This window comes from Erythrobacter insulae, from assembly GCF_007004095.1.
GTDB lineage: Bacteria > Pseudomonadota > Alphaproteobacteria > Sphingomonadales > Sphingomonadaceae > Erythrobacter > Erythrobacter insulae.
On sequence record NZ_VHJK01000001.1, the window covers coordinates 1,566,016 to 1,583,860 of the forward strand.

The 17,845-nt window shown below is 57.7% G+C and carries 19 protein-coding genes; 7 read left to right on the plus strand and 12 right to left on the minus strand.

Features of this window, described 5'->3' with window-relative positions; all coding sequences use genetic code 11:
- Window positions 1-62: 62 nt before the first annotated feature.
- The 6 genes from FGU71_RS07455 to mutM form a co-directional block, all read right to left on the minus strand.
- Window positions 63-470 carry a YidH family protein gene (locus FGU71_RS07455; RefSeq protein ID WP_142787989.1) on the minus strand — a complete coding sequence of 136 codons (408 nt, stop codon included), beginning with the start codon at window positions 468-470 and terminating at the stop codon, window positions 63-65.
- Window positions 467-1,240 (minus strand): HesA/MoeB/ThiF family protein, encoded by a 774-nt coding sequence (locus tag FGU71_RS07460; protein WP_142787990.1) that lies wholly within the window; start codon window positions 1,238-1,240, stop codon window positions 467-469. The genes FGU71_RS07455 and FGU71_RS07460 overlap by 4 nt, the downstream gene beginning before the upstream one ends.
- The gene (locus tag FGU71_RS07465; protein ID WP_142787991.1) at window positions 1,237-1,671 is read right to left on the minus strand and encodes a DUF983 domain-containing protein; all 435 of its coding nucleotides are present in this window, start codon (window positions 1,669-1,671) and stop codon (window positions 1,237-1,239) included. Before FGU71_RS07465 ends, FGU71_RS07460 begins: the two co-directional genes overlap by 4 nt.
- A gap of 96 nt (window positions 1,672-1,767) precedes the next feature.
- Window positions 1,768-3,171, minus strand: coding sequence for a chromosomal replication initiator protein DnaA (dnaA, locus tag FGU71_RS07470; RefSeq protein ID WP_142787992.1), 1,404 nt, complete (start codon window positions 3,169-3,171; stop codon window positions 1,768-1,770).
- A gap of 511 nt (window positions 3,172-3,682) precedes the next feature.
- Window positions 3,683-3,943, minus strand: coding sequence for a 30S ribosomal protein S20 (rpsT, locus tag FGU71_RS07475; protein WP_142787993.1), 261 nt, complete (start codon window positions 3,941-3,943; stop codon window positions 3,683-3,685).
- Between the two features lie 136 nt (window positions 3,944-4,079).
- A complete protein-coding gene (gene mutM, locus FGU71_RS07480; RefSeq protein ID WP_142787994.1) occupies window positions 4,080-4,895 on the minus strand; it encodes a bifunctional DNA-formamidopyrimidine glycosylase/DNA-(apurinic or apyrimidinic site) lyase in 816 nt (271 codons plus the stop codon).
- A gap of 97 nt (window positions 4,896-4,992) precedes the next feature.
- Here mutM and FGU71_RS07485 point away from each other — a divergent pair, with 97 nt between their 5' ends.
- Window positions 4,993-5,748 (plus strand): class I SAM-dependent methyltransferase, encoded by a 756-nt coding sequence (locus FGU71_RS07485; protein WP_142787995.1) that lies wholly within the window; start codon window positions 4,993-4,995, stop codon window positions 5,746-5,748.
- A 40-nt stretch (window positions 5,749-5,788) separates the two neighbouring features.
- Entirely contained in the window at window positions 5,789-7,351 is a 1,563-nt protein-coding gene (ubiB, locus tag FGU71_RS07490) for a 2-polyprenylphenol 6-hydroxylase (RefSeq protein ID WP_142787996.1), read from the plus strand.
- Window positions 7,352-7,364: 13 nt separating this feature from the next.
- Here ubiB and FGU71_RS07495 read toward each other — a convergent pair whose 3' ends face one another.
- A complete protein-coding gene (locus tag FGU71_RS07495) occupies window positions 7,365-7,745 on the minus strand; it encodes a hypothetical protein (protein WP_142787997.1) in 381 nt (126 codons plus the stop codon).
- A gap of 249 nt (window positions 7,746-7,994) precedes the next feature.
- Here FGU71_RS07495 and FGU71_RS07500 point away from each other — a divergent pair, with 249 nt between their 5' ends.
- Window positions 7,995-9,662 (plus strand): bifunctional phosphopantothenoylcysteine decarboxylase/phosphopantothenate synthase, encoded by a 1,668-nt coding sequence (locus FGU71_RS07500; protein WP_142787998.1) that lies wholly within the window; start codon window positions 7,995-7,997, stop codon window positions 9,660-9,662.
- Entirely contained in the window at window positions 9,659-10,150 is a 492-nt protein-coding gene (gene dut, locus FGU71_RS07505) for a dUTP diphosphatase (protein WP_142787999.1), read from the plus strand. Before FGU71_RS07500 ends, dut begins: the two co-directional genes overlap by 4 nt.
- 126 nt (window positions 10,151-10,276) lie before the next feature.
- On the opposite strand, the gene FGU71_RS07510 is transcribed toward dut, so the two are convergent.
- The 4 genes from FGU71_RS07510 to secB form a co-directional block, all read right to left on the minus strand.
- Window positions 10,277-10,936, minus strand: coding sequence for a DUF4136 domain-containing protein (locus FGU71_RS07510; protein ID WP_142788000.1), 660 nt, complete (start codon window positions 10,934-10,936; stop codon window positions 10,277-10,279).
- 190 nt (window positions 10,937-11,126) lie between these two features.
- Window positions 11,127-12,146: a tryptophan--tRNA ligase gene (gene trpS / locus FGU71_RS07515; RefSeq protein ID WP_142788001.1), complete on the minus strand. Its 1,020-nt coding sequence runs from the start codon at window positions 12,144-12,146 to the stop codon at window positions 11,127-11,129.
- Between the two features lie 15 nt (window positions 12,147-12,161).
- The gene (gene murJ / locus FGU71_RS07520; RefSeq protein ID WP_142788002.1) at window positions 12,162-13,733 is read right to left on the minus strand and encodes a murein biosynthesis integral membrane protein MurJ; all 1,572 of its coding nucleotides are present in this window, start codon (window positions 13,731-13,733) and stop codon (window positions 12,162-12,164) included.
- A 25-nt stretch (window positions 13,734-13,758) separates the two neighbouring features.
- Window positions 13,759-14,283 (minus strand): protein-export chaperone SecB, encoded by a 525-nt coding sequence (gene secB / locus FGU71_RS07525; RefSeq protein ID WP_142788003.1) that lies wholly within the window; start codon window positions 14,281-14,283, stop codon window positions 13,759-13,761.
- 315 nt (window positions 14,284-14,598) lie between these two features.
- Between secB and FGU71_RS07530 the strand changes: the two genes are divergently transcribed.
- The 3 genes from FGU71_RS07530 to FGU71_RS07540 are packed head-to-tail and all read left to right on the plus strand — an operon-like array spanning window position 14,599 to window position 17,079.
- A complete protein-coding gene (locus tag FGU71_RS07530) occupies window positions 14,599-15,258 on the plus strand; it encodes a Tim44/TimA family putative adaptor protein (RefSeq protein ID WP_142789033.1) in 660 nt (219 codons plus the stop codon).
- Between the two features lie 40 nt (window positions 15,259-15,298).
- The gene (gene mltA, locus FGU71_RS07535; RefSeq protein ID WP_142788004.1) at window positions 15,299-16,498 is read left to right on the plus strand and encodes a murein transglycosylase A; all 1,200 of its coding nucleotides are present in this window, start codon (window positions 15,299-15,301) and stop codon (window positions 16,496-16,498) included.
- Window positions 16,495-17,079, plus strand: a complete 585-nt coding sequence (locus FGU71_RS07540; protein WP_142788005.1) for a Smr/MutS family protein — start codon at window positions 16,495-16,497, stop codon at window positions 17,077-17,079. Before mltA ends, FGU71_RS07540 begins: the two co-directional genes overlap by 4 nt.
- 23 nt (window positions 17,080-17,102) lie before the next feature.
- Here the strand turns inward: FGU71_RS07540 and FGU71_RS07545 are convergent, their stop codons facing one another.
- Entirely contained in the window at window positions 17,103-17,723 is a 621-nt protein-coding gene (locus tag FGU71_RS07545; protein WP_142788006.1) for a Pr6Pr family membrane protein, read from the minus strand.
- Window positions 17,724-17,845 lie beyond the last annotated feature (122 nt).

Here is a 17,845-nt window from a genome sequence, read left to right on the forward strand (position 1 = left end):
CGCTTGCCAGCCTAACATGACGGATACACTCGGCAACAATCGCCGGACTCAGCCGGGCAGCTTTAACTGTCGGGAAAACTCATCAACCAAATGGCCGCGATAAGCGCGGCGCTGGCCAACCCCATAAACCCTGCAATAAGCCGCATATTCATCCGCTTGATCGGTTCTGCCTTATGCGCATCAAGCCGTGTTTGAACCGCGCAGCCTTTGTCCTGCGCAGCCCAGAAAATGAAGATGCCGATGGCCATAAAAAGTGTGGCAATCGCTTTGGGCACCCATGCCGGTTTCAGAGTGCCAAACAGCGCGTTGAAACCAAGCCCGATGCCAACCGCCGCAAGACCGGTCCGCATCCATCCGGCAAAGGTTCGCTCATTGGCCATCATGGTCCGATCTTCGGCCCAATCGGTGCGGTCCTTGGCCAGATCGGTCCGATCTTCGGCGAGGTCATTGGAATCCTTAGTATCGCTCATTCGATCACTCCGCATCCTTTGCAGGCTGGATCCTTGGCGATGTTCAGCGTGCGCATTCCGGGCTTCATGCCGTCCAGAATATGCAGTTTCCCCCAGCCCGGTTGGCCGAAGGTGCTGATCCCCTGGAGCAGAACTCTGATCGCTTGCATTGCGGCAAAGCTGCCGGTCCATCCTGCCATCGCGCCCAACATGCCATCATCGGCGCAGGTGTCGCAGTCCTCAGCATCGAACGCATCGCCCACAAAACAGCGGTAGCAGGGATATTCGGCGAGGTGTCCGGCAAACGCACCAACCTGACCCTGAAAGCGACCTACGGCGGCAGAGAGGACCGGCGTACGTTCAGCGACGCAGGCATCGGATACGGCAAGGCGGGTCGCGAAATTGTCCGTTCCATCGAGCACCAGATCCGCGCCTTCGATCAAGCGGCCTGCGTTTTCAGAGGTGATCCGCGAATCGGATATATCGACGTTCAAGGCTTCATCAAAATTGGCGAGCCAGCGGCGCGCGCTTGTCGCTTTCCCGTGGCCGACATCGCGCGATGTAAATATCGTCTGGCGCTGCAGATTGCTGACATCGACTGTGTCGTCATCGACCAGCGTGAAGCGCCCGATCCCGCTTGCTGCAAGGTATTGCAAAGCGGGGGATCCAATCCCGCCAAGCCCGATAATGGCGATATGCTTTCCTGCCAGCGCAACCTGACCCGCGCCGCCGATTTCCGGCAGCACGATGTGGCGGGCAAAGCGATCAAGACGGGCCGGCCCTAAACTCATGCAATATCCTCTTCGCTTGCGATATCCTCACGCCGCTCTTGCCGGAATCCGCCAACGCCGAACCACCATAATATCGCAATCACGGCCCCTTTTGAGGGTTGGAGCAGGGCGATGCACATAATGAGCGCGACCGGCAGGATAATCGCCAGCGTCAGCCATGGCGACATCCCAAAACGGCCAATCATTGCAATGACCACCGGGGCCAGAACATGTCCGCTTACAAATATGCCGATATAGGCGGGGAAATCGTCCGCTTGCTGGATCGACCAATCTTGCTGGCAATGTCCGCATGTATCGACCGGTTTCAGCCATTTGCGAAACAGCACCGCTTCGCCGCAACGCGGGCATTGGCCCAATGCACCGCGCAAGCCCGCTGCTGGCAGGCTCGCGGGTAGATCAATCGCAGCTATCGGGGGCTGTGCATTAGCCATGGAGAAGCTGTTGGCATCATGTGTACAAGCTGTCGACAGGGCTGTTGATGGCCCTGTCGACAAAAGGTTGCGCAACTTGTGGATGATGCGTGGAGATTAACTCTCCAATTGACGCAAAAGGCTCCGTACATCGCCGTCCATATCTGCGTCACGTTCACGCAGATCTTCGATCAGGCGTACGGCGTGGATAACCGTCGAATGGTCGCGTCCGCCAAATTTGCGGCCAATCTCTGGATAAGAGCGCGGCGTCAGCACTTTGGACAGATACATCGCGACCTGACGCGGGCGCACGACGGCGCGGGCGCGCCGCTTTGACGACATTTCACTGCGATCGATCCGGTAGAACTGGCAGACCGTGCGCTGAATTTCGTCAATCGTAATCCGGCGGCGATTGGCGGACAGAATATCCGTCAGCTGTTCCTGCGCGAGGTTGAGCGAAACTTCCTGACCGGTCAGCTGCGCATACGCGATCAGTTTGTTCAGACCGCCAACCAGTTCGCGGATATTGCGCGTAATGGTCCGGGCGAGGAATTCGATCACGTCTTCTGGCACCGAAAGCGGCGCAAAGCGCGACAGTTTCGATTCAAGAATTTTCTTGCGCAGCTCGATATCGGCGGCCTGAATATCGGCGACCAGACCCATCGAAAGGCGGCTGAGCAGGCGCGGTTCGACCCCGTCGAGCGCCTGCGGAGCGCGGTCGGCGGCAAAGACCAGACGTTTGCCTTCGGCCAGCAGCGCGTCGATCGTATACAGCAGCTCTTCCTGAGCCGAGGCTTTGCCGATGATGAACTGGATGTCATCCACCAGCAGCAGATCGAAACTGCGCAGGCGTGCTTTGAATTCGATCATCTGGTTGGCTTTGAGCGCTTGCACAAATTCGACCATGAACCGTTCGGCCGAGCAATAAAAAATGCGAGCCCGCGGGTGTGCCTGAAGGAAGGCGTGGCCAATCGCGTGCAACAAGTGTGTTTTGCCCTGGCCAGTCGCGCCTTTTAGGTAAAGCGGCGAAAATTGCGGCTGTTCGGTCGCGGCCATGCGCTGCGCGGCGTTGCAGGCAAGCACATTGGCTTCACCCGTTACAAAAGCCGCAAACGTCAGCGACGGGTCAAGACCGACCGAGCTGGTAAAACCTGCTTCGCCGATTGTTCCGGCTGCAACCGCAATGGCGCTCGCTCCGTCATTGGCGGGGCGGCGGCCATCGTCCAGCCGCAGCTCTGGAAGCTGCCGGCGGCCCGGATGCACCTGAATGTTAACGCTGCGAACTTCGCTGCGCGCGATTTTCCATGCAAGCTGAAGGCGGTCGTGAAAACGGTCTTTGACCCAGGTCGCCGAAAATTCGGTGGGCAGGAAAAGGTCGAGTGTGCCGTTCTCTTTGTTGATCCCACCGACCTGTATCGGCTTGATCCATTGGCTATGAAGTTGATGACCGAGATCTTTGCGAAGACCCTGGCTGATGTCGGACCAGTCCGCGGCGAGATTTACTGCTTCTGAATCTTCCATCAGGTCATCGTCCGCTTTCCGACGCGTTGGCCGCGCCTTATCAAAATTATGCACGTATTCGGTCCCCACAACTTTCCCGCCTCCGAAATCGCTTTCAGAGTGAAATTTTCTTGTTCGATAGGAAAAAGCATCCTCTGCCCAAAGACGTGAGTCTTCAGGGGCCCCCTATCGTTCAGCTTGTTAAAACTCAGGCTGTCCCGCCCCGAGTGAGGCCTGAATTAAGAGGCTTGCGGGCTTTTGTGCAAGCGAGGAATTGTCAAAAACCTGAAATAATCCAGTTGACTCGGTCCTATGCCGCAGGCTTGCGTTCAAGTGCCTGTTTTAACACATTTTTCACTATATAGGGCTTGCGAATCGCGAGGAAACCTAGGCTTTTCAATAAAATGGCCCAGCGCATCCCGGCTCTCAATTTGTAAAATCAAAAAGGGCCGCTCCGTTAAGGAGCAGCCCTAAGTGATTTTCATTTGTAGAAACGCGTCAGGAATGGCCGAATCGGCCATTGCGAAGCGAATCAGAGTGCAGCGACGCGCTTCGACAGGCGCGACATTTTACGCGCGACGGTGTTCTTGTGCATGACACCGCGAGCGACACCGCGTGCCATTTCAGGCTGCGCTGCTTTCAATGCAGCAGCTGCGGCGTCTTTGTCGCCAGCTTCGCAGGCGCTCTCGACCTTCTTAACATGGCTGCGGATGCGGCTCATGCGGGCGGTGTTGACTTCGGTCCGACGTTCGTTGCGACGGATACGCTTACGGGCTTGCGGCGTGTTGGCCATAGGTTGTTTCTGTCTCGCGTTTTTAAGAGGCCGCAATGCGCGACCGAATCAAATCTGTGGTGTGTTCGAAAAACGGCGTTTTACAGCCGGAAAGCGGCGCACATAAGGCTAAGCAGCCGAATCGTCAAGAATTCCCTCACTTCTGACACTTCGCGCAGTACCATGTGCTGCGTCCGCCTTGCGCAATCCGGCTGATAACGCCGCCATCCATATTGCGGCACGGCTCGTCCGTGCGGCCATAAACATCAAAGCGGGTGGCAAAATATCCCAATTCGCCGTCTGGCTGCGCGTAATCGCGCAAGGACGAGCCGCCGTCTTTGATCGACGTTTCCAGCACGTCTTTGATCGCAGGAACCAGACGCGCAAGCTGCGGCTTGGTCACTTTACCGCCGGCTTTGCGCGGATTGATACCGGCCCGCCACAGCGCTTCGCATACGTATATATTGCCGAGGCCCGCCACGATGCGTTGATCCAGCAAGCACAATTTGATGCTTTGCGTCTTGCCTTTCAGCGCGGTTTTCAAATGATCTGGCGTCAGGCCCGGGCCAAGCGGCTCCGGACCAAGAGCGGCGAATTGCGGCCATTGATCCAGCGCATCATCACCAATCAGATCGACTGATCCAAACCGGCGCGGATCGCACAGCGCAAATTGGTGGTCTTTGGTTGCAAGCACGAGATGGTCGTGTTTGTCCGGTTCATCGGGATCAATTCGCCAGCGACCGCTCATGCCAAGATGGAAAATCATCGCCGATCCGCGATCAAGATGAAGCAGCCCGTATTTTGCACGCCGGCTGAGGCTGGTAACAATTGCGCCGGTCATCACCTGAACCAGATCGGGCGGAAAAGGGCGGCGCAGATTGGGGCGGTTCAACTGGACACGGGTTATCCGCTCTCCGTTGAGGAACCGGGCAAGGCCGCGCACTGTGGTTTCGACTTCGGGTAGCTCAGGCATTGATATGGGCTCGCGGGCGGCTCTCTATTTGGATATACGTATCGCTGACCCTCTAACACCCTTTGCGCGGCGCACAATTCCATCTAGGGCACATTGCATGAACGAAACATCGCAAGACACCGTCAGCTTCGGCTATGAGAATGTAACTCCTCAGGAAAAGACCCGCCGCGTGGGAGAGGTCTTTTCAAGTGTTGCCAGCAAATACGACATTATGAACGATGCGATGTCGATCGGGATGCATCGCGGTTGGAAAGATCGTTTTGTTAAGCGTGTGAAGCCGCGACCGGGCGAGCAGATCCTCGACATGGCAGGCGGCACCGGTGACATTGCATTTCGCATGGCGGATCGCGGCGCGGATATTACAGTTGCCGATATCAATCAGGACATGCTGGATGTCGGGGCGGAACGTGCGATGGACCGCCCGGCCAGCGATGAAACCGGCAGTCTGGTCTTTACCTGCCAGAACGCCGAAGAAATCAGCTTCGCATCAAGCAGCTTTGATGCCTACACAATCGTATTCGGCATTCGAAACGTGACGTTTAAAGACAAGGCCTTGGCCGAGGCATACCGGGTGCTGCGTCCCGGTGGCCGGTTTTATTGCATGGAGTTTTCGACAACCGAATGGTCCGGTTTCAAGGAAATTTATGACGTTTATTCCGATAAGTTGCTGCCCCGGATGGGTCAGGCAATTGCCGGAGACGCGGACTCCTATCGCTATCTTGTCGAATCGATCCGCAAATTCCCGACGATGCCCGAATTTGAAAGCATGATCCGTGCTGCCGGCTTTACCAACACCAAGGTCGAACCGATTTTGGGCGGCGCGGTAGCGATTCATTCGGGCTGGAAGATTTGAGCCGACGGGAACGGAAAGAGCTTCCAGGCGCATTTAGACCATGACTTCTCCTGTTGTTCACCTTGCCCGCCTCGCGCGATGGGGCACCACACTGGCGCGCCGCCGTGCGCTGGTGGGGATCGAAGATGATCCCAATGCGCCGACACCGGTAAAAAGACTGGTCAAGCTTGCGCGTTGGGCAACTTTCACAAGCAAGCGCGGCGAGCCCGATTATGCCGGCGCATTCCGCGCCATCGGTCCTGCGGCGATCAAACTGGGGCAATCGCTGGCGACGCGGCCTGATCTGGTCGGCGAGGAAGCCGCCTCCAATCTGTTGAGCCTGCAAGACAGCCTGCCTCCAGTGCCGTTTGAAGAAATCAAAGCCCAGATCGAAGCGAGCTTTGACCAGCCGATCGGCGCATTGTTTGCTGAGATTGATCCCGATCCTGTCGGGGCAGCCTCTATTGCTCAGGTTCACAAGGCTGTGACGACTGACGGCCGCACTGTGGCTGTCAAAGTGCTTCGGCCTGGCATCCGGGAGAAATTTGCCCGCGATATTCAAACCTATGAATGGGCCGCTGCACATGTTGAGGCGATGGGCGGCGAGGCGACGCGACTGCGCCCGCGCCTGACAATTGCGAACTTTAAGCGGTGGAGCAATTCGGAGCTTGATCTGCGGCGCGAGGCGGCGTCAGCCTCCGAATTGGCCGAGGAAATGTCGGGCATCGGTGGATACCGTATCCCTGAAATCGATTGGGACCGGACCAATGGCCGCGTTCTGACGATCGAGTGGATCGACGGGGTAAAAATCAGCCGCACCGATGAATTGCTGGCACGCGGGCATGATCTGGATGCGATCGCCGAAAAACTGGTCATCTCGTTCCTTACCCAGGCGATCAGCGCGGGATTTTTCCATGCCGATATGCATCAAGGCAATTTGTTCGTTGAAGATGACGGAACAATTGTCGCGATTGATTTCGGTATTATGGGCCGGATTGATCGGCGCGCGCGCCAGTGGCTTGCCGAAATCCTCTATGGGTTGACCACGGGCAATTACAAACGCGTCGCCGAAATCCATTTCGAAGCGCAATATGTGCCCAGCTATCACTCGGTCGGCGAGTTCGCGACCGCTCTGCGCGCGGTTGGTGAACCGATGCGGGGCAAGCCTGTCAAAGAGCTGAGCGTGGGGCAGATGCTTGACGGTTTGTTCGCGATCACCCGTGATTTCGACATGCAGACACAGCCGCATCTGCTGCTGCTGCAAAAAACCATGGTGATGGTCGAGGGCATCGCGACCCAGCTTAACGAGAATATCAATATGTGGGACACCGCAGCGCCCTATGTACGCAGCTGGATCCGCGATGAGTTGGGGCCAGAGGCGGCCGTTGCCGAACGCATCAAGGAAGACACGCAAACTTTGATGCGGCTGCCCGATCTGATCCGCCGGATCGACGAACGCTTCCCGCCCAAAGGCGGCGCACCCGAAGCCGCGCCTTTACCCGAAATCAAGCTGCTGACAGATCGCAGCCAAAGTGGCGGCGGATCGCGATTGGGCTATCTTGTCGCCTTGCTCGTCGGAGCGGGCGCCATGTGGGGCGCGTCCAGCATGGGCTGGCTGGGATAAGGCCTTACGGTTTTTACCGTGTTTGCGGCAGGACTTTGGCACCGATCAGGCCAAAGATACCCAGCAAAGCTTCGACCGCCATGGGAATGATGTAGCCTTCAAAGCCGCCATCAATTGCAAGGCTGAAGAGGCGCGTTGCCAGTGTCACGAGCATCAATGCCGCGCCAATGACCAGAGGATCACCGCGCCGCAGCCATGCCCCGACGATAAAGCACGCGCCGCCGACCCCGAAAAATGCAGTCATATCAGAGCGGATCGACGTAATGCCATGCGCACCTTCGATCGAAAGCCCGAAATCGGCAGCCGCGGCGACCGGGTCGGTCAGAAAACCGAATCCCATAAATACCAAAAGCAGCCCGCCCAAAGCGAGCCCGATGCGCAATGCGATAATCATCTCACAAATCCCCTCGTTTGACCGTTCTATTCACCAAGGCGCGCCGGCGCTCAAGAAAATTTAACCATTGCACCCCAAGGCAGAATGGGAATTCGCGCGTTGCCCTGGCCCATAAGTCTTGGCGAGGCGCAGATGCGCGGCTAGGCTATTGCCGCAAATATAAAGAGCGCCATTTTGGGTGCAGGAGACTTGGACGGAAATGACTGGCTTGATCGGCTTTTCCAAAGTGAAATCAGAAGGGCTGACGCGATGAGCGCTGCGGCACCTAAAGTCCTGCTTGTGGTTGGCGGCGGGATCGCGGCTTACAAGTCTTGCGAATTGGTTCGTCTGATCCGTAAGGGTGGGGGCGATGTTACCTGCGTTGTGACGAAAGGCGGGCAGCAGTTTGTAACGCCGATGTCGCTCGCTGCGCTCAGCGAAAATCAGGTTTATACCAGCCTGTTCGATCTTAAAAACGAAGCGGAAATGGGCCACATTCAGCTTAGCCGCGAGGCGGATCTTGTGGTCGTATGCCCGGCAACCGCCGATTTGATGGCCAAAATGAGCGCCGGCATCGCTGATGATCTGGCCACCACTTTGATCCTCGCCACAGATAAACCTGTTATGGCGGTGCCTGCGATGAATGTGCGGATGTGGGAACACGCCGCGACCCAGCGCAACGTCACCCTGTTAGAGCAGGCCGGCGTTCAGGTTTTGCATCCCGATGAAGGGCCGATGGCTTGCGGTGAATTCGGTTATGGCCGATTGCCAGAACCAGAAGCAATCTGGCGCGAAATCGCCGCCCATTTCGGCATCGAAGTCGAAGAATCTGCACCTCCTGCGCCCGCGAATGATCAACAGATCGAAGTCGAAGCAATCGAACCGGAAGATGACGGCGCAGCGACCGGTCTCAGCGGATTGTTATCGCGGATCATCCCGCGCTCTACTGCCAAGCGCAGCCACGAAGATATCGAAACCGAAATTGCCGATCTCCAAGAGCTGCCGGATGAAGAGATCGCCGATGCAGACTTGCCGCCGGTCGAAGAACAAGAGATTGAATTCAATCCTGATCTTGGCGGGCCGTTGCTTGCCAAGAAAGGCGGGGCAGGATCGGCACCTCCGATCGACCCCGAAGCGATCAATCACGAGGTCGACGATCGTAAGGAACAGCCCGAACATATCAAAGGCGAGCAGGCGGCGGCTCCTGTTGGTCCCGCGCCGATTGAAAGCGCCGATGAAGACGCCTTGGGCGGGGAAGTGTACGCGGTTGACGCTGCCTATCGCCCGCTTGATGGGCGGCACGTCCTCGTCACCGCTGGCCCCACTTGGGAAGCGATCGATCCGGTGCGGTATATCGCAAACCGATCCAGCGGTAAGCAAGGATTTGCCATTGCCGCTGCGGCGGCTGCGCTCGGCGCGAAAGTGACGTTGGTTGCAGGGCCTGTATCGCTTAAAACCCCCGCCGGGGTGGACCGCATTGATGTCGAAAGCGCGCAGGATATGAGCGCTGCGGTCAAACAGGCTTTGCCTGCCGATGTTGCGGTGATGGTGGCCGCCGTCGCGGACTGGCGGCCAAAGGAATACACTGGCGAAAAAATCAAGAAGCGCGGCTCTGCGCCGCCTGCTTTGATGCTGACGGAGAATCCGGACATTCTCACCAATGTAGCGGCGGGCGGAAACCGGCCTGAACTGGTGATTGGATTTGCTGCAGAGACAGAAAATGTGCTCGATAACGCCAAGAAGAAACGCAAACGCAAAGCCTGCGACTGGATTGTTGCCAATGATGTTTCAGGCGACGTGATGGGCGGCGATGACAACCGCGTCCATATTGTCAGCGGTGATGGAACCGAGAGCCTGGATGAAATGCCCAAGGCCGCTGTCGCCATGGCGCTGGTCGAACGGATTGCCGCATCCCTGAAAGCAGAGGCCGCCGAATGAGCCGCGAAGCTGGTGCCGAGGGCGCGCCAACATTTGCTCCCGTCTCGGTAGAGGTCAAACGCTTGCCTCATGGAAAGGGGCTTGCGCTGCCCGCCTACGCAACGTCAGGCGCAGCAGGCATGGATGTGGTTTCGGCAGAAGATGTGACGATTGATCCGGGTGCCCGTTATCCAGTGGCCACCGGTCTTTCGGTTGCGATCCCGCTTGGATATGAAATTCAGGTGCGCCCGCGTTCGGGCCTTGCGCTCAAACACGGGATTACGGTGCCGAACACTCCGGGTACGATCGACAGCGATTATCGCGGTGAGCTGAAAGTCCTGCTGATCAATCACGGGACCGAGCCGTTTGAGATTAAACGCGGCGACCGCGTGGCGCAATTGGTGCTGGCGCCCGTGGTGCAGGCCGCATGGCGGGAAGTCAGCGAATTGGATGCCACCGAGCGCGGAGCTGGCGGCTTTGGTTCAACCGGCGGCCACGCGAAACTTTAATTCCCGTTCGCCGCTTTTGCATTATCGATCACAAACCGGATCCTGGAATCAAAAAGGGCGGCGCTGATCCCTTGCGCCGCCCCTTACGTCCCGTCCAAGGGTCTGTTCGGTATAGTCCGTACCCTATTACTGTACCTCGCGCACGGTCTTTCCGTCATCTTTGATCGTTATCCGTAGCGTTTCACCAGAATTCCCAGGGAAATCAGTGAACAAGGCGTCGACAAGATTTGGCACAAGTGTCTGCAAACGGTTTGAACGCGAGGCTGCCTGAGCCTGACCTTCGAACAAACGCTCACCTGTAGTGGTCGAGTCGATCTTCAGATCGACGTCGCCGACATAGACAGTGTAACTGCGCACTTCCGGCCCGGCGAGGAACGGATCATGGAAACCAAAGGCAAAGCCGCGGCGGAAACCAAAGCCCCGGCCCCATGGTCCGAAGAATGGATCGTTAAACCGGCCGCCGGTTGTACGAACACGTTCGCGGCCATTGTCCACGCCGTAATCAAAACGGACCAGCATCGTTGCCTCTGCAGGAGACGCCGCAGCAGAATAACCGAGCTTTGTCAGCTGATCGGCCACCAGATCGGCGTACAGCGCAAATTCGAGCCCGCCGGCAAGTTTCGGATCATCGGCGACAACCGCAAAAGTCTGGCCTTGCGGCGCAGGCAGCGTGGTCGCGAAGCGCGATACATCGGCATTAAAAGTCGGTGCGCAAGCAGATAGGCCAGCGGCCAGCAAAACTGGCAGTACGAACCGTTTGAGAGAGGTTTTGTGAGGTTGTTTCATGGCATACCCTGTTGTTTGATCGCGCTGACGATTGAAAGCGCGCTTTTTTTCACCAATGTTATCGCGCACGTCCCCCCTTTGAGTCATCCAATTGGGTGTGCACCCGACCTCCAACGCGCAGACTGCCATTAGCAAAGGAGACTGTAAAGAAGAGGCCTGAACCGAGATTGAATGAAAGGGCGCGCGCGATTTATCCGCGTACCAATCCCATCGCATTGTAAGTTGCATCCAGAGTGGGCAGGCCCTGTTCGCGCGCACGAGCCGCACCGCGCGCCAGAATCGCATCAAGCGCTTCCTGATCGTCTTTCAGATCGAGAAACCGCGCATTGATCGGCGCGAGCGTTTCCACCAACACTTCGCCCAGCGCCGGTTTGAAAACGCCGAAACCCTGTCCGCCATGTTCATCGAGAACTTCCTGCGCGCTCTTACCGGTCAGTGCGCCGTAGATGCCGACAAGGTTTCGCGCTTCTGCGCGAGGCTCCAAATCCTTTTCCTCGCTCGGAAGCGGTTCGGCATCCGTTTTGGCTTTCTTGATCTTTTTCATGATCGTATCGGCATCATCGGTCAGGCTGATCCGGCTCATTTCAGAAGGATCGGATTTGCTCATTTTGGCCGTGCCATCGCGCAGGGACATGATCCGTGCCGCAGCCGGGGGGATATAAGGTTCCGGCAGGGTGAATAGCGGCGCGTCTTCGGCGCAGAAATCATTGTTGAATTTCTGCGCAATATCGCGGGCGAGCTCCAGGTGTTGCTTTTGATCCTCGCCTACGGGCACATGGGTCGCCTGATACAGCAGGACGTCTGCGGCCTGCAGCACCGGATAGGTGAACAGCGCAACCGATTGCCCTTCGCGGTTCTTGCCTGCCTTGTCTTTCCACTGAGTCATGCGGTTGAGCCAGCCCATCCGTGCCGTACCATTCAACAGCCATTGCAATTCCGCATGAGCGGGAACCTGAGCCTGATTGAACAGGACGGTTTTTGCCGGATCAACGCCGCAGGCCACCAGAGTTGCGACCATTTCGCGGGTATTCTGGGTCAGTTCGGCGGGATCATGTGGCTGCGATATGGCGTGCAAGTCGGCTAGAAAGATAAAGCATTGTCCGCCATTGGCGTGCGCTTCATCCTGCAGCTTCACATAATTGACGATCGCGCCCAGATAATTGCCAAGGTGCGGCTTGCCTGTGGGTTGAATGCCGGAGACGACTCTCATTGTATTTCTTTCTATCTAACCTTGTCGGCGCATTAGGCGGGCAATTGTCGCCTTGTCGAGGACGCCCAGAATTACAGCGGCCAGCCCATATGTGATCGCGCTTACGCCCAGAATTGCCGCAATGCCGAGCGTTTTTTCCAGAATACTGGCGGTAAACCACCCATCGATTTCACGCATAAGGAAATACAGCGCAGCGCCCATCGCAGCCGAAGCGAGTGTAATCCTGACAATTCGTCCCAGCAACCGCGGTTCGAGGCGGTAGAAATGTCTGACATGCAATATCCCGCCAAGCAGGATGATGTTGCACCACGCTCCGACAGCGCCGGCAATGGCAAGACCTGTCACGCCCAGCTGCGGAACCAGGATGATGTTGAGCGTAATTGTGACGACCAGTGAAATTGCCGCTGTGAACACGGGCGTGCGTGTGTCACGGCGGGCAAAGAAATTGGGTGTGAGGACTTTGACAAGCACATAGGCGGGGAGTCCCAGAACCAGCCCCTGAACCACAGTTCCGGTGACCAGGGCATCGCTTTGTGTAAAGGCCTGACCCGCCATAAATGTCTGTACGAACGCCGTGCCGGTAAAGAACAAAGCGACGGCGCAGGGCACAGTGAGCAGCATCGCCAGCTCAATCGCGTTTGATTGCAAACGTGATGCTTCCTCGCCTTCTTCCTTTGAAAGATAGCGTGATAACGCCGGAAGGATCGCTGTACCCAAAGCGATCCCGATTATGCCGAGCGGCAATTGATTCCAACGGTCCGCCATCTGCAAATAAGTGTAACTGCCGACGGGTAGAGTGGAGAGGAAGAACAAGTCCACAAACCGGCTTATCTGATACACGCCGGCCCCGAAGATCGCCGGAACCATCAGGATGCCGAGTTCCTTTACGCCTGGTGTAACCTTAGGCAATGCCAGCGAAAGCTGGAAGCCGGAGCGGCGCATGAAATATCCCAGCCACACCACCTGCAACAGGCCAGACAGCGACAGCGCCCAGGCCATCGCCTGAGCCGTGGTGCGCCGGGCTTCAAGATCACCGTCCAGTGTCAATCCGAAGCCCAGTGCCGCGATCAAGCAAATATTGAGCAGGACAGGGGCTGCGGCTGCTGCGGCAAAACGCGAAAGGGAATTGAGCACTGCGGCGACGAGCGTGGCGACACTCATGAACATCAGATACGGGAACGTGATCCGGCCCAGCATCACAGCGACTTCAAGGTTGCCGGGATTGTCGCCGAGCCCCTCGGGTGCGAAAAACTCGATCACCCACGGCATCACGAGCATCGCAAGACCGCCAAACACGATCAGGATCGGCAACAGAACCGACAGGACGCTGGAGGCGAAGCTCTGCGCCTCATCCAGCGAGCCGTCGTCTTTCATGCGCCGGTTGAACAGCGGCACGAACGCGCTGGCAAATGCGCCCTCGGCAAACAAACGCCTGAACAGGTTGGGCAGCATAAAGGCAAGCTGCCACGCATCGCCCATCGCAGTTGCGCCAAGGACGCGCGCGACCAGAATATCGCGCACAAAGCCAAATATCCGGCTGACAGCCGTCAACCCACCGATCGTTCCGACGTTTTTTAGCAGGCTCATGAATCAGGCCCGCGCACGCATGCGGTTAGGCGTTGCCTTCTGCGGGCGGAGGGGCACCGGCGGAGCCTTCCTGCTGACGTTTTGCCTGAAGTTGCTGCATGTACAGTCCGTTAAAATCAATCGGGTCAATCAACAGCGGCGGGAACCCTGCATCGCGGACCGCATCGGCAATGATGCGGCGGGCGAATGGAAACAGGATGCGCGGTGCCTCTGCAAAAAGAAACGCATGCGATTGATCTTCAGCCAGATTGCGAATCCCGACAAGGCCGCAAAATGCGAGCTCGACGAGATAGGCTGCGCCTGCCTCGGCTGTGGCTGCAATGTTGATTTTCAAAGTCACTTCGTGGACTTCGTCGTTCACGGCTTCGGTGCCAATGTTGAACTGGACATCAACCTGGGGCTGATCGGTCCATTGGAAAACTGCCGGCGCGTTGGGATTTTCAACCGAAAGGTCTTTCACATATTGCGTGATAATCGCAGCTGTCGGCTGGTTATCCGCGCCATTGGGCATGCTGTCGAGATTTTGGAGGATGTCGCCTTCGTCGGCCATATTCGTGATCTTTCGAAAGATTGTAAGTAAACTTGCATTGACTGCACCTGACTCTGCATCAAAGCATCGTTACAGTGCGTACTTCATATTCCGGCGCGCGCCTAGCAGGCGCAGGGCGTGCTCGCAACCGGACGAAACGTTCAGTTCGCGCAAATAAGTGCAACCGATTGGCTGTTGGCGAATTGTAATTGATGCCTATTTAGGGCACGAGAGAAACATATAGGGCTACGCGCGCGGGAATGGATCGCGCTCAGATGTAGCCCTGTAGGCAGTTTGGCCAGCCTCATGGCCACAAAGGTAAGCGGACCCAATATAGTGATTTACGAAATCGTCATTCTCGCCATGATCGCCGCGTTTCTGGGGCTGCGGCTTTATTCGGTGCTTGGCCGCCGTGCCGACCACGAAGAAGAGGTGATCCCGCAGCGTTTTGACGCAGGTGAAAACCAATCGGCTGGATCTCCGCAATCTCAGGCTGCTGCTCCTGCCGCTGCGCCGCGTGTGGTGGAAATGGATGGCGTGATGCCTGCAGTTGAGCGGGGAATTCGCGAAATCAGCGATTCGGACCGGTCATTCGATCTGCCCAGCTTCATCGAAGGCGCAAAGGGTGCCTATGGCATGATCCTTGAGGCGTTTTGGACCGGTGACCGTGATACGCTGCGCGAATTGTGCGATGACGATGTGTATGAAGGCTTTGCCGCCGCGCTCGATGCCCGCGAAGAAGCCGGTTATACGCTTGCAAACAAATTGATCCGCATCGAAGAAACTCGCATTCATTCGGCATCGCTCGACCGCAAGATGGCTCGTATTTCGATGCTGTTTGTGGCCGATATCGCCACGGTAACCCGTGACAAGGATGGCAACGTGGTTGCCGGCTCTCTGGATGATGCGATTGAAAGCCGCGACATCTGGACTTTCTCACGTAATGTCAGCGCCCGCGATCCTAACTGGGTTCTGGACGAAACTGACGAAGGTTAAGCCGGGCCGCTTGCGCGGTTTCAACAGATAGGAATATGGGATGCGTATCGGGCCAGCATTGGCGATCCTGCTGCTGTTGGCTGGATGCGGTCGTATCATTCCTGGATCCGTTCCGCCCTCAACCCCAATTTCAACACCGCCAGCTGGTCCCATCGCAGCAACGGCCGCGCTTTTGGGTGCATCGCCTATTGGTGCAGTTTCTTTTGGCGGGGCTGACCGGGCCGAAATCGGATCCGATCTCGACGCATTCCTGTTATCCTGCCCCGTTGCAACGCGCCGGACAGATCTATCCGGCCTGACCCAGCCTTCCGATTGGTCGGAACCGTGCCGGGCCGCGGCGACTTGGCCCCGTGATCAGGCCGCAGAATTCTTTACCTCGCAATTTGTACCGGTCCGGGTCGGTGATGGCGCAGCCTTTGCCACCGGATATTTCGAGCCGCAAATTCGCGGCGGCCGTACGCGCCAATCGGCGGATGATGTGCCGGTTTATGGCGTGCCGCGCGATCTTGAGCGATGCTGGCGCGATGGCACGGCGCAAAGCGAGCGCACAGGCCGCCCGCCTTTAAGCCGCCGCCTGCCCGATGGGTCATGCGTGCAATACTTTACCCGCGCCGAGATTGAGCAGGGCGCTCTCGATGGCCGTGCGCCAATAATTGGTTATGCGCGCGACGGGATCGAATTTTTCTTTTTGCAAATTCAGGGGTCGGGCCGCCTGATTAGCGAAGATGGAGAGGTCGTCCGGATCGGCTATGCGGGACAGAATGGCCATTCCTACACTGGCATTGGCGCGGTAATGCGCCAGCGCGATCTGCTGGGCGATGGGCCCGGCCGGTATCCCGGTTCGATGCAAGGCATCATCCAGTATCTGCGTGAAGAGCCCGAAGATGGCGCCGACCTGATGCGTTTGAATGAAAGCTGGGTTTTCTTTCGCGAGCTTGAAGGTGAGGGGCCGCTAGGCTCAATCGGAGTGCCAGTCCGTCCGCGCAACGCGGTGGCTGTTGATCCGCGCTATGTCCCCTATGGCGCGCCCGTTGTGCTCGATCTGGACCGTGATGTGGCCGATGGCGTGTGGATCGCTCAGGATACAGGCGGCGCAATCAAAGGGCCAAACCGGTTTGATACGTTCTGGGGCGCGGGCGATGATGCCCGCACAATCGCAGGCGGTATGAGCGGCAGAGGATCGGCCATAATCCTGCTGCCGAAAACCAGCGCGGAGCGCCTCCGCGCCGATCAGCCATGAGCGTCCCGCGCGGCCTAAGCGCCGAAGAGCAGACCGCTTGGGCGCGCTTGGCAGAAAGCATAACACCGCTCGCCGGACGAACACCGCCGAGCCTGCCGAAAGCCGCCGCCAATCCGAAAACGGCACCGGTCAGACCGCCGCCCAAACCGGTTGCACCCAAGCGGCCAAAATCAGCGCCGGGGCTCATGCGCCCTGCGCCGCCTCAACCGCCTCGTCCCGCGGGGCGCGCTTTTTCATCGCAATTGGATTCGCACTGGAATCGCAAGCTAAAGGCCGGTCAGATCGCGCCGGATTACACGCTTGATATGCATGGTCATACGCTCGACAGCGCTTATGGCCGGATCATCAGCGGCCTTGATCAGGCGCGGGCGATGGATGCGCGGCTTGTGCTCGTGATTGCTGGGCGAGAACGGCCTGTTGATCCCGCCGATCGTCAGCATAAACGCGGTGCGATTCGCGCCAAAATGCTCGATTGGCTCGCCGTCAGTCATCACGCAGACAGCATCGCAGCGGTTCGCCGCGCCCATATCCGCCATGGCGGAGAGGGTGCGCTTTATCTCGTGCTGAAACGGCGCCGTTGATCGGTCAGAAAAGCACGGTTCTCTTAAGTCAAAGCGACTGGTTCACGATCGCGTGAAACGGCATTTTTCACTGCGACCAATCCCGCGCCCAAACATCCGAAAAACAGCGCGAGCAGCGCATTGTTGAGCAGGAAACTGCCCCAACCCAGCATCGGCAGGTCGAGGAAGAAATACGCATAAAATCCCGTTAGCTCACCCAGCCCGAATGCGAACGCGCCATAGCTTAGCGGGGGGATCATTATCGCTGGGATCATGGGGCGGATTGCGGCTGCGCGCGGCGTAAATCGTAGCCACCACGCGATTGTTGCAGCCGGAACGATGGTATGATGAGCCTGATTGGTGATCCGGTCAAAACCCACCGGATGATGCTGGCCTGACAGCAGGCCCCAATAGACCAGAGCAATAACTGTGAGCGCGGTCGCCAGCGCTGCCATCCACGCGCGTGAGAGGTTTCCGCCAAATGCGATCCAGCCCATGACAAAGCAGGCGGCGATGTTACCCCAGATCGTGAAGAAACGAACCATTCCGCCCAAGTTTTCCAGATAGGTTCCATCGCCAAGCATCGGCTGCACGATCAAAGCGGCTGCCGCGATGGCAAAGATGATTCCAGCCCAGAACCGGGCATTGTTGGTGATTGCGTCCATCGCGCGCTTTTGCGGTAGAAATGCAGGGCGGGCAAGCAAAGACCCCCGGCGAGCCTATTATGAATAGGGCGGCACCGGGGGTCTCTTGCGACCCTATCCCTTATGGGATCAGGGCATTTTTG

Coding starts and splice junctions, on each gene's coding strand:
- rpsT (WP_142787993.1), bottom strand. CDS start 3,943: ATGGCCAACACGCCGCAAGCCCGTAAGCGTATCCGTCGCAACGAACGT.
- FGU71_RS07500 (WP_142787998.1), top strand. CDS start 7,995: ATGAGCGCTGCGGCACCTAAAGTCCTGCTTGTGGTTGGCGGCGGGATC.
- FGU71_RS07495 (WP_142787997.1), bottom strand. CDS start 7,745: ATGATTATCGCATTGCGCATCGGGCTCGCTTTGGGCGGGCTGCTTTTG.
- FGU71_RS07485 (WP_142787995.1), top strand. CDS start 4,993: ATGAACGAAACATCGCAAGACACCGTCAGCTTCGGCTATGAGAATGTA.
- ubiB (WP_142787996.1), top strand. CDS start 5,789: ATGACTTCTCCTGTTGTTCACCTTGCCCGCCTCGCGCGATGGGGCACC.
- trpS (WP_142788001.1), bottom strand. CDS start 12,146: ATGAGAGTCGTCTCCGGCATTCAACCCACAGGCAAGCCGCACCTTGGC.
- secB (WP_142788003.1), bottom strand. CDS start 14,283: ATGGCCGACGAAGGCGACATCCTCCAAAATCTCGACAGCATGCCCAAT.
- FGU71_RS07545 (WP_142788006.1), bottom strand. CDS start 17,723: ATGGACGCAATCACCAACAATGCCCGGTTCTGGGCTGGAATCATCTTT.
- FGU71_RS07510 (WP_142788000.1), bottom strand. CDS start 10,936: ATGAAACAACCTCACAAAACCTCTCTCAAACGGTTCGTACTGCCAGTT.
- FGU71_RS07460 (WP_142787990.1), bottom strand. CDS start 1,240: ATGAGTTTAGGGCCGGCCCGTCTTGATCGCTTTGCCCGCCACATCGTG.
- FGU71_RS07455 (WP_142787989.1), bottom strand. CDS start 470: ATGAGCGATACTAAGGATTCCAATGACCTCGCCGAAGATCGGACCGAT.
- FGU71_RS07465 (WP_142787991.1), bottom strand. CDS start 1,671: ATGGCTAATGCACAGCCCCCGATAGCTGCGATTGATCTACCCGCGAGC.
- murJ (WP_142788002.1), bottom strand. CDS start 13,733: ATGAGCCTGCTAAAAAACGTCGGAACGATCGGTGGGTTGACGGCTGTC.
- FGU71_RS07540 (WP_142788005.1), top strand. CDS start 16,495: ATGAGCGTCCCGCGCGGCCTAAGCGCCGAAGAGCAGACCGCTTGGGCG.
- dnaA (WP_142787992.1), bottom strand. CDS start 3,171: ATGGAAGATTCAGAAGCAGTAAATCTCGCCGCGGACTGGTCCGACATC.
- mltA (WP_142788004.1), top strand. CDS start 15,299: ATGCGTATCGGGCCAGCATTGGCGATCCTGCTGCTGTTGGCTGGATGC.
- mutM (WP_142787994.1), bottom strand. CDS start 4,895: ATGCCTGAGCTACCCGAAGTCGAAACCACAGTGCGCGGCCTTGCCCGG.
- dut (WP_142787999.1), top strand. CDS start 9,659: ATGAGCCGCGAAGCTGGTGCCGAGGGCGCGCCAACATTTGCTCCCGTC.